The organism is Paenibacillus lacisoli (genome assembly GCF_030580655.1).
Taxonomy (GTDB): domain Bacteria; phylum Bacillota; class Bacilli; order Paenibacillales; family Paenibacillaceae; genus Paenibacillus; species Paenibacillus lacisoli.
Window position 1 is genome coordinate 342,575 of sequence record NZ_JAUQTB010000003.1, and the last position, 14,681, is coordinate 357,255.

Sequence of the window (14,681 nt, forward strand, 5' to 3'; positions counted from 1 at the left end):
GGGTGATGCGTATCTTTATTTTTTCTGCGGTTTATGGACAGCCTGACAGATTAAGGGAATTCCGGACGTCTTCGTCGGCGGTTGGATGAATCTATATTACATATGGATACAGAAGGAGGATTTCATACTACATTATGAATCTCAGACAACAATGGCTCGGTAACATCCGGGGCGACATACTGGCAGGCATTACGGTAGCTTTGGCTCTCATTCCCGAAGCCATCGCATTTTCTATTATCGCTGGAGTAGATCCGATGGTGGGACTGTATGCTTCCATCACGATTGCAATCGTGATCTCTATTGCTGGGGGGCGGCCGGGCATGATCTCGGCAGCCACCGGAGCCATGGCCGTCTTAATGGTTGGGCTCGTCAAGGACCATGGCGTTGAGTACCTGTTCGCTGCGACCGTTTTGACGGGAATTATTCAATTTATTTTGGGCATATTCAAGGTCGGGCGGTTTATCAGCTTCGTCCCGCAGTCGGTCATGACCGGCTTCGTGAACGCGCTGGCGATTCTTATCTTTATGGCGCAGCTGGTTCACTTCCAGGGGGCCAATTGGGTGATGTACGCGATGGTAGCGGGAACACTGGCGATTATCTATATTCTGCCGAGGTTTACGAAGGCGGTACCTTCCCCGCTGGTAGCGATCATTATTATGACCGTCCTCAGTCTGCTGCTGAATCTTAATCTGAAAACGGTAGGGGACATGGGCCACCTGGAGAGCTCTCTGCCGATGTTCCATCTGCCGCAGATTGAATGGAGCTGGAAGACACTGTCGATCATTTTCCCGTATTCCTTCACCATGGCTCTGGTCGGCCTGCTGGAATCCTTGATGACAGCCACGATTGTGGATGAAGCCACGGAGACAAGAAGCAACAAGAACCGTGAAGTGCGAGGTCAGGGGATTGCCAACTTCGTGAACGGGTTTTTCGGCGGGATGGGCGGCTGTGCGATGATCGGACAGTCTGTCATTAACGTGAAGTCTGGCGGAAGGGGCAGATTGTCCACGTTCACGGCAGGTGTGTTCCTGGCATTCCTGCTGCTGGTTCTGGGAGGTGTCGTCAAGTCTGTGCCGATGGCTGCGCTGGTCGGCGTCATGTTCATGGTATCGATGGGTACGTTTGACTGGAAATCAGTCATGAACCTGCACAAAATTCCGCGGGCTGAAGCGATGATTATGGTGGTCACGGTCGTTATCGTGGTGTATACCAACGACCTGTCCAAAGGGGTTATGGTCGGTGTGCTGCTAAGCGCGCTGCATTTTGGCTGGAAGATGGCCAAGATCAAGGTGACGACAGAACAGGAGAAAGCGAGCAAGGTGTACCACGTGTCCGGGCAGATGTTTTTTGGCTCCACCACGCATTTTACGGAGCAGTTCTCGGTCAACGAGGATCCGGAGGAAGTGATCATCGACTTCAGCCATTCACATATCTGGGATCACTCGGCAGTCACTGCGATTCATAAAGTTGTTGATAAATATGAACGTAACGGCAAAAAGGCGGTTCTTCGCGGGCTGAATGATGAAAGCAGCTCGCTGCTGAACCGGATCGGCACGTCCGGATCATCAGGCCACTAGAAGGAGACGTGCATGCCGGGTTAGGAAAACAGGCGCGGGACGGTCCCGTGCCTGTTTTTTAAGGTTTGGAAAGAGGGTCGGCTTCGCGTATACTTAAGTGAGCTTTGGCCGGAGGGAATCTTATATGCAGTGATGCTGCTTATCCCTGCCACTATAAGTCAATCTGTCCGGAATACCTTAAGAGTTTTTAGCGAGTGGTACAGGGATAGAATGTGGAATGCTAATTCCATCATCATATAAAAAAGCATAGGAAGAAGTGAAGAGATTGAAGGATTTTTCAACATTGGGCGTTAATCCGCATTGGGTGAAGGCGCTGAAGGAACAAGGGATTGCTGTGCCGACACCGGTTCAGGAGCAGTCGATACCGCTGCTGATGGATGGCAAGGACGTCATTGCCGAAGCGCAGACAGGAACAGGTAAAACGCTGGCGTTCATGCTGCCGATTCTGCATAAGCTGAGACGCGAGGAGCTGTACCCGCAGGCGCTTGTGATCGCGCCAACCCGGGAACTGGCCCTGCAGATTACAGAGGAAGCCAATAAGCTGGCTGCCACCACGGAAGGCATCCGGCTGCTCGCCGTTTATGGCGGACAGGATGTGGACAAGCAGATGCGCAAGCTGGAAGGCGGAGCGCAGCTGATTATTGGTACACCTGGCCGTCTGCTGGATCATGTGCGCCGCGGCACCCTGAAGCTGGACCGGGTGAAAATGCTGGTTCTGGATGAAGCTGACCAGATGCTGCATATGGGCTTTCTTGAGGAAGTAGAGCGACTGATCAGCGAGCTGCCGTACCGCCGCCAGACAATGCTGTTCTCGGCAACGATGCCGCCCGCGATCCGCAACCTGGCCCGCAATTACATGCTGGAGCCGCAGGATGTGAAGGTCAAGGCATCCTCATCGATCCCGGTCGATCATATCCGCCAGATCGTGGTTGAGGTATCTGACCGCAATAAGCAGGCTGCGCTGAAGGAGCACATTGAGAAATACCGCCCGTACCTGGCGATTATCTTCTGCCGTACCAAGCGCCGGGCAGCCGATCTGAATGAAGCGCTGCAGGAAGCCGGCTACGAGAGCGCCGAGCTGCACGGGGACCTGTCCCAGAACAAGCGGGAGCAGGTCATGAAGGCCTTCCGCGAAGCGAAGCTGCAGCTTCTCGTCGCTACGGATGTAGCCGCTCGCGGCCTGGACGTTGAAGGCGTGACCCACGTCTTCAACTATGACATGCCGCTGGACGCGGAGAGCTACATCCACCGCATCGGCCGCACAGGCCGCGCGGGCGGCAAAGGGCTCGCGGTGACCTTTGCTTCACCGCGCGACCGGATTGGCCTGCAGAAGATCGAGCAGGCCACCGGCCAATCGCTGAACCGTACCCAGTACGGTCAGCAAGGGCGTGAGGCCGCGGACGAAGCACCGCGGCGCACATCCCGTCCGGCCGCAGCGGACGGGAAGGATTCCCGCCGGCCGGCACGGGGCGGGAACGGCCCGCGCGGCCGCGGCGGACAAGGCCGCAGCGCGCAGGGCGGCGAGCGCCGCGAGAGCCGCGGCGGACAAGGCCGCAGTGCGCAGAGCGGCGGTCGCGGGCAAGGCCGCAGCGGCGGCCGGCGCGGCCGCTGAGTTATGGCGGCCTGGGAGCAGGCCGCAGCATCCAAAAAACCTCCACAACCAGACGCAGATGCGTGGTTGTGAAGGTTTTTTTGGCATGTCCCCCGCTTAGAAGGTGAGCGGGGAGGGTTCGGCCGGTGCCTCACCCGCATCGGCGGCGGTGAGGCCCCCATGCCGGGAGGAGAGGTTGGCACGTATCTTCACGACGTACACCAGAAGACTGAGACCGGCTATGCCGGTCATCATCCAATGCACATAATAGACGGAGAGATGGTCCATCATCCAGCCTGCCGTGAGGGATACGAGGCCGCCCCCGATGGCACAGGCAGCCATGATCAGGCTGGTCATGCGACCGACTCGTTCCGGCATCATATGTTTGGCGAAGACCAGCGAGTTGGAATAGATGCCGGAAATGGCTAGTCCAATCAGCAGAATCAGCATATAGCTGATCCAGGGAATCGGATTCACCGCGAACCAGGCAAGGAACACCATGGCTGCCGTCCAGTGCAGCAGCAGGTATTTGCGGTACGTGATTTGCTCCGCCAGATGACCGGCGTACAGACGGCCTATAATCATTGTAGTCCAGAACAGGGTTACGCTGAGGGGGGCCATGGGCTCGTCCATCATGCCGCTCTCCACCATCATGGAGGGCAGAAAATGAACGAGACCGGTATCCACCCCTCCGTAAAGGAAGAAGATCAGGATAAAGGCAGGCAGAACCTTGCGTGTTCCCCCATAGACGGGAGCCTGCACAGTGGGTGCTGCAGAAACTTCGGCCGGGCGAGGCCGGAACAGCGGTTCAGCTTCTTCGAACTTCAGGGAGCGCAGGACAACCGACAGGATCGCACAGTATACCGCGACTCCGAAAAGAACCAGATTCCATTGATCTGCTGCGATCAGTGCACCGACCGCAAGCGGGAACAGAAGAGAACCGATACCGAAGCTGACTTCGAGCCGGCTCATGGCAATCGCTGTATTCTGCTTGACGCCCCCGATAATCAAGGCAGCAATCAGGGACTCCACAATGCCCCCAAGGAAACCAATCAGGGTAATGATGACGAGAAGCCAGGCCCAGGACGGCAGAAGGCCAATAAAAATATACGAAGCTGTCAGCAGCCACATACAGCTGTGAAGCATCATTTTTTTGGGCAGCCGGGCTGCCAGCACCGGCTGGAGCAGCATCCCGGCGAGCGCTGCCGAGAATTCAATCAGCACAAGAGAGCCCGCATCGCTGTACTGTTTGCCGTAGAGCGGCAGCAGCTCCGTAATAACCGAGGCGACGGTGACCTTGATAAAGCCCATCAGCAAATAAAATAAACTACCCATCCACACCAAGCGTTTCATGTTTTCCCTTTCTTTCCTTCCCGAGAGCGCATAGGACATGCGTAGCTCTATAACATTAAATCGAAAACGGTTTAGTAACATTACTATAACAGTCTTGACGGCTGTTGCGTAGGGGCTAATTAGCGGAACTCCTTTGATATCCTCATTCCGGGGGAGGGCATAGTTAATAAAAAGGATGAGGATGCCGGCGCTCAGAAGGGGATAGGAAGGTAAAGGGGTGTTAACTGTGGCGCGCAGTGCTATAATTAAATAGAATTCAGAAGTCTGATTAAAGGAGAATGATGATGACGATAAAGCTTAGCATTCTGGACCAATCGCCGGTATCCGAAGGGAGCACACACGCCCAGGCGCTGGCCCGTACGGCACAGCTGGCCGTGGATGCCGAGAAGCTGGGGTACAGCCGCTTCTGGGTGTCGGAACACCATGCCGCCTCTAATCTGGCAGGATCCAGTCCGGAAGTGCTGATCTCACATATTGCAGCCAAAACCGCTTCCATCCGCGTCGGGTCCGGCGGCGTTATGCTGCCGCACTACAGCTCCTACAAGGTAGCTGAAAATTTCCGTGTGCTGGAGGGGTTATATCCAGGCCGGATTGATCTTGGTCTTGGCCGTGCACCCGGAGGCATGCCGCTCGCCACACGAGCGCTGCAGGAGGGCAAGGTCCGGGGAGGAATTGACTTATACCCGGAGCAAATCGAAGATCTGCTGGGTTATATCCATGATGATCTAAAAGAAGGACACCGCTTCATTGGTTTGGAAGCATCGCCCGCTATAGAAACGGTACCTGACATGTGGCTGCTCGGCTCAAGCAGTGACAGTGCTGTGCTTGCAGCGGAGAAGGGAGTTGGTTTTGCATTCGCCCAGTTCATTAACGGGGATGGTGGAACCCAGGCCATGCGCTGGTATCAGAATCATTTCCAGCCTTCTGCTCACAGTGACAAGCCCCGCGCTCTGGTAGCAGTATTCGCGATCTGTGCGGAAACCGAGGAAGAGGCGAACCGGCTGGCTTCCAGCATGGATTTATCCCTGGTGCTGCTGGAGAAAGGAATGAGAACGGCAGGTACACCTTCTGTGGATCAGGCACTCAACTATCCATATACGCCGTATGATCTGCACCGCATCCGTGAGAATCGCAAACGAATGGTAGTCGGCTCACCCGAGCAGGTCAAAGAGCAGATCGAGCAGTTGGCTGCTGAATATAATTGTGGCGAGGTTATGATCGCAAGTATCATCCATGATTACGAGGCCAAGCGGCGTTCCATTGAACTGATTGCCAGAGCTTTCGGGCTGGGCGGCAATTAAATTATTAATTTAGCGCTCAGCGTTGAATTTGTGCTGATATGGACATAACTAGGATCGGATACCAAAGTGCGGCATCACTCGATCTGCAGCTGCTCCATTTACTGCTGAACAAGCATTTTATGCATCCTCTGCCAGGTTTATGGACCGGCAGGGGATTTTTATTAGTTCAACTCTTTGGGAAAACAACAGATAACATCCTTGAAATGTATTGACAATTGATAATGATTATCAGTATGGTAGTAACAGTAATTATTATTCAAATTCGAACACTCTGTTCTTGAGAGACTTTAGAAAGAGGCTTGCTTCATGGAAAGCTCAACATCACAGGACCAAGCCCGGAAGAGGCTCCGTGCTAACATATGGTCGCGTCCCTATGCGGCAGCCTTGATTTTGGCAGGAGGCCTTGCCGTCCTCCTGCTGTCCATCGCCGTATCGATCTGCGTTGGAGCCAAGGATATTTCGCTGGACGCCGTATGGCAGGCCTTATTCCGGTTTGATCCGGCTTCATCCCAGCATCAGATCATCCGGGAGCTGCGGCTGCCAAGAGCAGCGGCTGGGGCACTGGCTGGTGCTGCATTCGCAGCAGCGGGTGCCATTATGCAGGGGATGACCCGCAACCCGATTGCGGACACCGGCGTCCTCGGTATTAATGCCGGGGCATCGCTCGCTTTGGCCGTCTGTCTCGCCTTTTTCCCGGCAATGGTGTTTGGCCGGATTGTCCTGATTGCTTTTGCAGGGGCTGCGTGTGCCGCCCTGCTCGTGTTTGGTATCGGTTCTGCGCCGCGCCGAGGGATGGACCCTGTCAGAATGACGCTGGCCGGTACGGCCATCAGTGCCTTGCTGCTGGCTCTTAGTCAAGGTATCTCTTTGTACAACAACGTATCCCAGAGCCTGTCTTTCTGGGTGGCGGGCAGCCTGGCGGGGGTCAAATGGAGCCAGGTGGATACGCTGGCCGTCTGGGTTGGACTCGGACTTATCTCCTCGCTTTTGATTTCCCGTTCGGTTACGGTCTTGAGTCTGGGCGAGGATGTGGCCTCCGGCCTGGGACAACGAAGCGGAATGGTCAAATTAGGTGGATTTATGATTGTGCTGGTACTGGCGGGTTCCTCGGTGGCAGCTGTGGGGCCGATCGGCTTTGTGGGTCTGATCGTTCCGCATGTTGCCCGATATCTTGTCGGTGTCGACTATCGCTGGATCATTCCCTGCAGCGCTGTGCTGGGTGCGGTTCTGCTCGTCCTGAGTGATATTGGGGCGCGGTTGATCAGGCCAGACTTTGAAACACCGCTTGGAGCCGTAGTCTCCATGCTGGGTGTCCCTTACTTCCTGTATCTGATCCGCAGAGAGACGAGGGACTGAACATGAATAAACGATCAAAATACGGGTATTATCAGCCTAATCGTATTCAACGCACTCAGCGTACCATCCTGGTAATCGCTGTACTTGTACTTCTGCTGCTTGTCGGCCTTCTGATCAGCATCAATACAGGCCAGACGCCCATACCGCTGGGTGATGTGATTCGTACCTTATTCGGCATTGGGGAGCCTAAAGATGAGCTCATTATTATGGAGTTCAGGCTTCCGCGCATCTTGATTACGATGCTGGCAGGCGCCGGGTTATCCGCGGCCGGGGCCGTTCTGCAGGGAGTAACCCGCAACGGGCTGGCTGACCCGGGGATTCTGGGCATTAATGCTGGTGCCGGACTTGGCGTCGTCCTGTTTATCACCTTGAACTCCCTTCGTGCAGATGCATCGCCTCTCGTTATGCCTTTGATGGCTCTGATAGGTGCAATGGGAGCGGCAGCCGTTATTTACGCTTTTGCTTACCGCAGGCACAAGGGGCTATCGGCGACCCGTCTGCTGCTTGCCGGAATTGCTGTCGCGGCAGGCCTGCAATCATTGACGATGATTCTGTCAATCCGGCTTGATCCGCAGAATTATACGTTCGTAGCCAATTGGCTCGCTGGAAGTATATGGGGGACAAATTGGGCTTTTGTTCTGGCCCTCCTACCCTGGATCCTGGTGCTCCTGCCATTCATCCTGTGGAAATCCAAGGAGCTGAATGTGCTGCAGCTGGGTGATCAGCTGGCTGCCGGTCTTGGCAGCTCGATTCATCGCCAGCGACTCGGACTGCTGGCGGCAGCGGTAGCGTTAAGTGCGGCCTGTGTTTCTATCAGCGGGGCCATTAACTTCCTGGGACTGGTGGGACCGCACCTTGCCCGCAGGCTGGTCGGCCCCCGGCATGAGCATCTCGTTCCGGTATCGGCATTGATTGGAGCACTCCTGCTGTTGGTCAGTGACTGTATCGGCCGCTGGGTCATGCAGCCCTCTGAAATACCTACAGGCATCGTAGTAGCGGTGATCGGGGCTCCCTATTTCTTGTTTCTTTTATATAAAGCCAGAAAGTAGTCTTGTGTTATCTGAAGCTGACTATCCATTAACGATAAAGCGGGTGTCTCCCGCCGAAAGGAATGATCGTATGTTTCGCCTGAACACTTCTCAGCTGGACATTGCTTATGAAGACCGTCTGATCGTACAGAACCTGAATATATCAATTCCTGAGGGCCAGATTACGGCGCTCGTCGGAGCCAATGGCTCCGGCAAGTCGACGATATTGAAAACGATGGCCCGGCTCATGCAGCCGAAGGCAGGGAGTGTGCTGCTCGACGGCAAATCCATTCATAAACAGTCAACCCGTGAAGTTGCGAAGCAGCTGGCCATTCTCCCGCAGAATCCGACAGCACCGGAAGGACTGACGGTCGCGGAACTCGTATCCTATGGGCGTTTTCCTTACCAGAAAGGCTTTGGTTCCCTCAAGGCGGAAGACCGCCGCATGGTGGAGTGGGCAATTGAAGCGACAGGGATGACGACTTTCCATGACAGACCGATTGAACAATTGTCAGGCGGTCAGCGTCAGCGTGCATGGATTGCCATGGCGCTTGCGCAGGATACGGACATTCTTTTCCTTGATGAGCCTACAACGTTCCTGGATATGGCTCACCAGCTTGAGATTCTTCAGCTCCTGGAAGAGTTGAATGCGAAGGCGAAACGTACGATTGTGATGGTTGTGCATGATCTGAATCACGCTTCCCGTTATGCGCATCACATGATTGCGATCAAGCAGGGGCAGGCTGTGGCATGCGGCTCTCCGGAAGAAGTCATGACGACAGATGTTCTCCGTGAAGTTTTCAGTATCGAAGCAGATATTATTCAAGATCCGCGTACCGGGGTGCCGTTGTGTCTTCCTTATGCCCTGGCCGGGAACGAGGCTGCTCCGGCTGGAGAAGAGCGCCTGCGTGAAGCCGTGCTTCAGAAGGTCGTTCAGCAGGCGGCTGCGGGCAGTTAGGCTGTCATATCCATTTAGAGATCCGAATAACTTATCCGATTAAGGGTAAGTTATTCGGATTTTTATTTCAGCTGAAGGTAAACCCGCAGGGTATCGGAAGTTGGAGATGAGCATGTGCGGAGCTTTGCGGAGAGGCACTTTTGTGCGGGAAATCCGATGATGAAGGCCAGGGTAGATTTGTAAATCGTTGTTTCTTTCCGGTAAAATAAAGCTGAATGCGACTGCCCTTTAATATTCCCGGGGACTATATGGCTATACTGTATTGAACCGAGTGATCCGGGCGCAGTCCATAACGAAATGGAACAGGGAGGAACGATGATGTCCATATATTCGTTTACTGCTGCTACACCTGCGAATGAGCAAGTACCACTGGATACGTATACCGGCAAAGTTCTGATTGTCGCCAACACGGCCAGCAAATGTGGATTGACACCTCAATATGGTGATCTGCAGAAGTTATATGATGAATACCGGGAACGTGGCCTGGTTGTGCTGGGTTTTCCATGCAATCAATTTGGCGGACAAGAGCCGGGAAGCAGTGAAGAAGCCGCAGAGTTCTGCCAGTTGAACTATGGTGTTAGCTTTCCCGTGTATGCCAAAATAGATGTGAATGGACCGGATGCCGATCCTCTTTTCCAATATCTTCGTCAGGAACAGCCGGGCGAAGGGGAGAGTGACGAGATACAATGGAACTTTACGAAATTTCTCATTAACCGTCAGGGTGAGGTTGTCGCCCGCTTTGAGCCGCGTACCGCTCCGGATACGATGCGTCAGGCGATCGAACAGCTCCTCTAAACATAATAGATCATGAAGAGCCTCCGGCGTGCCGGAGGCTCTTTCATTTATTACCTTCATAGCTTTTCCGCACAGCGGGAACAATGGATATGAAGAGGATGCGAAAGCGGCTGACGATGAGGGAAAATCAAAATGTTTTACAAAAGGCTTGCATTGTGAAAATGATCACATTATAATAAAGGCATGAAGTGAAATATGTCACAAAGTTATCTTTTATATAGTGAAAAAAATCACTAAGTTGGTAGCGATTGATCTTCAAGCTTGGCAGGTTTAGTTAAAGGTGTTAAATCCCAGAGGAGGAATCGAATATGAAAGTAGCAGTTATCGGATGTACACATGCAGGAACAGCAGCAATTGTGAATACAGCCAAGTTGTATCCTGAGGCTGAGATTACCGTGTTCGAGCGTAATGATAATATTTCATTTCTGTCGTGCGGTATTGCCTTGTATGTCGGTGGGGTGGTCAAGGACCCGGCTGGATTGTTCTATTCTTCGCCTGAGCAGCTGGCTGAGCTTGGGGTCGATACCCGTATGCGTCATGAAGTAACAGAGGTGGATACGAACAGCAAAACCTTAAAATACTGCAATCTGATTACCGAAGAGACGGGCACTTATACCTATGACAAGCTGATTGTAACGACCGGCTCCTGGCCGATTATTCCGAAGCTGGAAGGAATCAAGCTGGATAACATTCTGCTGTCCAAGAACTACAATCATTCCAATACGATCATTGAGAAAGCCAAACATGCCCAAAAGATCACCGTGGTTGGTGCAGGTTATATCGGTGTAGAACTGGTAGAAGCCTTCCAGATGAACGGCAAGGAAGTTACGCTGATCGACAGTGCGGACCGTATTCTAAACAAGTATCTGGATACCGAATTTACGGACCGGATTGAGGATTCCCTGCAGAAGCACGGCATTAAGCTGGCGCTTGGCGAGACGGTAGAACGTTTTGAAGGGGCGGAAGGCAGAGTAAACAAAGTGATCACGACAAAAGGTGAATATGAGTCGGATTTGGTGATCCTCTGCATTGGCTTCCGGCCGAATACGGAGCTGCTGAAGGGTCAGGCCGATATGCTGCCGAACGGAGCGCTGATCGTCAATGATTATATGGAAACCAGCTGCCCGGATGTGTTTGCAGCAGGAGACAGCTGTGCTATTCATTATAATCCGACTGGCAAAAGCGCCTATATCCCGCTTGCTACGAACGCTGTACGTATGGGTACACTGGTTGCCCGCAACCTGGTGAAGCCGACGATTCCTTACATGGGCACACAGGGGACTTCCGGTATCAAAATTTATGAGGACAACATTGCAGGCACGGGTCTTACCGAAACGTCTGCAGCGGATGAAGGCTTGAATGTGGAAGCTGTAATGATCGAGGACAGTTACCGTCCGGAATTTATGCCAACGGCGGAGAAAGTGCTTTTGAAAGTGATTTATGAAAAGGAAAGCCGTCGTATCGTTGGAGCTCAGCTCATGTCGGCTGTGGATCTGACCCAGTCGATCAATACGATTTCGGTGTGTATCCAGAACCGCATGACGGTGGACCAGCTGGCCTTTGTAGACTTCTTCTTCCAGCCGCACTACAACAAGCCTTGGAACTTCCTGAACAGTGTAGGTTTGCAGGCACTGCCTGCTGCAGCAAAGCAGCAGGAGCCGGTGATGGCATAAAGGATGATAGATGAAGTACAGTAATAATTCGATAGCAGGCTGCCGGGATTTCTCCCGGCAGCCTTTTTGTATATCCGACATAGCAGAGTCTATTTAATTAGTGATTTTTTTCACAACAATAAAATGTTCAATTTTTTATAATGTAGCCATAACGAAGGTCTGATACGGAAAGGGAGAGAGATATGGCTGCTTACAAACCGCAGCAAATTGCGGAAATGACGGTGGAGACGGGAGAGCATAAGGCGCATAACCCGTTGATCGTAGCGATGATATTGGGATTTCTGGGCGGGGCTTTTATTGCGATCGGATTTATGCTCGATATCCGGGTTATCGCCAGTGCACCTGCGGAATGGGGAAGCATTGCAACCTTCATCGGCGCCGCGGTGTTCCCGGTTGGATTAATACTGGTGCTGATCGGCGGAGGCGAGCTGCTCACGGGGAATATGATGGCCGTGCCGCTGTCGCGGATGGCTGGAAAGATCAGCACGCTGGCTATGATTAAAAATATACTGGTTATTACGCTTACCAACTTTATCGGGGCATTATTCGTGGCCTATTTTTTCGGGCATGTGCTTGGTCTGACAGAACATGGTGCATACCTGACCAAGCTGGTGGACATGGCCCAGCACAAGCTGGATGACAGCTTCCTGCAGGCTTTCATTTCAGGAATCGGCTGCAACTGGCTGGTCGCATTGGCCGTGTGGCTGAGTTACGGGGCAGATACCCTCTCGGGCAAAATTATCGGCATCTGGTTCCCGACGATGGCCTTTGTGGCCATTGGCTTCCAGCACGTGGTGGCGAATATGTTTCTGATTCCGGCTGCGATCTTTGCCGGTCACTTCTCCTGGGGAGAATATGCAATGAATTTCATTCCGGTATGGCTTGGCAATCTGACCGGCGGCGCCGTGTTTGTGGCCGGGGCGTACTGGACGGCCTATCTGCGTAAACCGGGCAGCCAAGCAGCGGCAGGTCATTATAATGAACCGGTGCGGGTAGAGGAGCGGCATACCTAGCTGCTGCATGCAGAGTTGGTTATTGATTTTTGTAAGGTAAAGGATTAACATTAGAAAAAAATGAACGGGAGCCTGTGGAAGCAAGCTGAGAGTACGACTAATCCGTCGTAGACCGTGTGAACCTGTTGGATAATGCCAGCGTAGGGATAGCCGTGTACGAAGAACACGTTGCTTTCGCAATGTGTTCTTTATTTTTCTATAACCGGAATGTGGTGCGTCTTAGGAAGGCCGACGAGTGTCGGACCTTCTGCACGTGTACCCTTTCTGTGCATATCCCAGCCTGTCCATCCACCCAACAGTCTTTCACATGCTCCTGATGAAAGAAGGTTGGGTTATTCGTGTTGAATCAAATTGCCGGGCTGCTGGAACGTGTGAGGGAGATCAACCCGCTGGTGCATAACATGACCAATGTGGTGGTGACTAATTTTACAGCGAATGGTCTGCTGGCCCTCGGGGCTTCGCCGGTCATGGCTTATGCAAGGGAGGAAGCGGCCGACATAGCCCGTATCGCGGGTGCAGTTGTGCTGAACATGGGAACGTTAGATGAGGAGCTCGTTGAGAATATGATTCTCGCCGGACGTTCGGCCAATGAGCATGGTGTTCCGGTTCTTTTTGATCCGGTAGGAGCGGGTGCGACGCCATATCGTACAGCCTCCGCACGCCGCATAATGGCTGAGGTGAAGGTGGACCTGCTGCGCGGTAATGCCGCCGAGATTGCTCAAGTACTGGGTCAGGAGGCTGCGATCAAGGGCGTGGATGCCGGAGCCTCAGGAAATCTGGACGTGGAAGAGCTGGCGGTACGCGCAGCAAGGGAGCTGCACACAGCAGTAGTCATCACCGGCAGGGAGGATGTGATTACAGATGGCCTGAACGGATGGATGGTCGGGAACGGACATCCGCTGCTCACCCGGGTGACCGGAGCAGGCTGCCTGCTGACATCCGTATTGGGGGCTTTTGCCGCTGTGGAAGCCGACCGGCTGGCCGCGGGAGCTGCAGCGCTGGTTGTCTACGGAACAGCTGCCGAGTTGGCGGCCGAACGCAAGGGACATGAAGGTCCGGGCAGCTTTCAGATGGAGCTGCTGAATATGCTTATGGCGGTATCTCCGGATGATGTGCTTCAGTACGGGCGGGTGCGGCCTTTAAAGGCTGTTCAGCAGACTGGAGGTGAGCCGCAGTGAAAATAGCGAAAGCGCTGACGATTGCCGGTTCAGACAGCGGCGGTGGCGCCGGCATTCAGGCTGACCTGAAAACATTTCAGGAGCTGGGGGTTTACGGGATGTCGGCACTTACGGCAGTGACAGCACAGAATACACTGGGCGTTCAGGGGGTGTATCCGTTGGAGGAGGATGCGGTTGTGCAGCAGCTCCGTTCGGTAGGCAGTGATCTGCCGCCCGATGCGGTAAAGACTGGAATGCTGTACAGTGCAGAAATCGTCCGTGCCGCTGCTGGAGAGATTGCGGCCCTGGGCTGGGCGAAGGTTGTTGTGGATCCAGTCATGATCGCGAAGGGCGGATCCACGCTGCTGCAGCAAGAGGCCGTATCAGCAGTCATAGAGAGCCTGCTGCCGGTATCCTTGGTCGTGACTCCGAATATTCCGGAAGCGGAGGCTCTGACAGGCGTGAAGATCACTGCCCTGCACAGCAAGCTCGAGGCGGCCCGCCGCTTACAAGATTACGGTGCCCGTTATGTGATCATCAAGGGCGGCCATGATGGTGATCCGGACACCGCCAATGACCTCGTCTATGATGGCAGCGGCTTCACAGAGCTGCCGGGTACACGTATCCGGACCAGCCATACGCATGGAACCGGCTGTACGTTCTCGGCGGCGATCGCAGCCGGCCTGGCTAAAGGGTTGAGTGTGATGGAGGCAGCGGGTCTAGCCAAGGAGTTCATCCAGGCGGCAATCCAGGACAGCCTGGCGATCGGCGGCGGTCATGGCCCGACCAATCAATGGGCTTATCGGCTGCGTACGGACAAATCGGTTGGAAACGGAGGGATTAGCCGTGAATAGCAATACAAGAATAACTGCGCAGGCT

General features: G+C 53.9%; 12 protein-coding genes. 11 read left to right on the forward strand and 1 reads right to left on the reverse strand.

The features are described from left to right. Positions 1–134 precede the first annotated feature (134 nt). Together Q5741_RS08520 and Q5741_RS08525 are read left to right on the forward strand one after the other, a co-directional pair. Positions 135–1,577 (forward strand): SulP family inorganic anion transporter, encoded by a 1,443-nt coding sequence (locus tag Q5741_RS08520; RefSeq protein ID WP_305023647.1) that lies wholly within the window; start codon positions 135–137, stop codon positions 1,575–1,577. A 265-nt stretch (positions 1,578–1,842) separates the two neighbouring features. Beyond that, a complete protein-coding gene (locus tag Q5741_RS08525) occupies positions 1,843–3,189 on the forward strand; it encodes a DEAD/DEAH box helicase (protein ID WP_305023648.1) in 1,347 nt (448 codons plus the stop codon). Between the two features lie 96 nt (positions 3,190–3,285). Here the strand turns inward: Q5741_RS08525 and Q5741_RS08530 are convergent, their stop codons facing one another. Next, positions 3,286–4,521 carry an MFS transporter gene (locus tag Q5741_RS08530; protein ID WP_305023649.1) on the reverse strand — a complete coding sequence of 412 codons (1,236 nt, stop codon included), beginning with the start codon at positions 4,519–4,521 and terminating at the stop codon, positions 3,286–3,288. Between the two features lie 284 nt (positions 4,522–4,805). On the opposite strand from Q5741_RS08530, the gene Q5741_RS08535 reads away from it, so the two are divergent. From Q5741_RS08535 to thiD, 9 genes are all read left to right on the forward strand, one after another. Next, complete coding sequence (locus Q5741_RS08535; protein WP_305023650.1) at positions 4,806–5,822, forward strand: LLM class flavin-dependent oxidoreductase; 1,017 nt, start codon at positions 4,806–4,808, stop codon at positions 5,820–5,822. A 306-nt stretch (positions 5,823–6,128) separates the two neighbouring features. After that, the gene (locus Q5741_RS08540; RefSeq protein ID WP_305023651.1) at positions 6,129–7,178 is read left to right on the forward strand and encodes a FecCD family ABC transporter permease; all 1,050 of its coding nucleotides are present in this window, start codon (positions 6,129–6,131) and stop codon (positions 7,176–7,178) included. A gap of 2 nt (positions 7,179–7,180) precedes the next feature. Continuing rightward, positions 7,181–8,227, forward strand: coding sequence for a FecCD family ABC transporter permease (locus Q5741_RS08545; RefSeq protein ID WP_305023652.1), 1,047 nt, complete (start codon positions 7,181–7,183; stop codon positions 8,225–8,227). Positions 8,228–8,297: 70 nt separating this feature from the next. Next, positions 8,298–9,164 (forward strand): ABC transporter ATP-binding protein, encoded by an 867-nt coding sequence (locus Q5741_RS08550; protein ID WP_305023653.1) that lies wholly within the window; start codon positions 8,298–8,300, stop codon positions 9,162–9,164. 318 nt (positions 9,165–9,482) lie between these two features. Beyond that, positions 9,483–9,959, forward strand: a complete 477-nt coding sequence (locus Q5741_RS08555) for a glutathione peroxidase (RefSeq protein ID WP_305023654.1) — start codon at positions 9,483–9,485, stop codon at positions 9,957–9,959. A 308-nt stretch (positions 9,960–10,267) separates the two neighbouring features. After that, the gene (locus Q5741_RS08560) at positions 10,268–11,632 is read left to right on the forward strand and encodes an FAD-dependent oxidoreductase (protein WP_305023655.1); all 1,365 of its coding nucleotides are present in this window, start codon (positions 10,268–10,270) and stop codon (positions 11,630–11,632) included. Positions 11,633–11,814: 182 nt separating this feature from the next. Further along, positions 11,815–12,645 (forward strand): formate/nitrite transporter family protein, encoded by an 831-nt coding sequence (locus Q5741_RS08565; protein ID WP_305023656.1) that lies wholly within the window; start codon positions 11,815–11,817, stop codon positions 12,643–12,645. Between the two features lie 401 nt (positions 12,646–13,046). Further along, complete coding sequence (gene thiM, locus Q5741_RS08570; RefSeq protein WP_407074338.1) at positions 13,047–13,823, forward strand: hydroxyethylthiazole kinase; 777 nt, start codon at positions 13,047–13,049, stop codon at positions 13,821–13,823. Next, positions 13,820–14,656, forward strand: coding sequence for a bifunctional hydroxymethylpyrimidine kinase/phosphomethylpyrimidine kinase (gene thiD / locus Q5741_RS08575; RefSeq protein WP_305023657.1), 837 nt, complete (start codon positions 13,820–13,822; stop codon positions 14,654–14,656). The genes thiM and thiD overlap by 4 nt, the downstream gene beginning before the upstream one ends. Positions 14,657–14,681 lie beyond the last annotated feature (25 nt).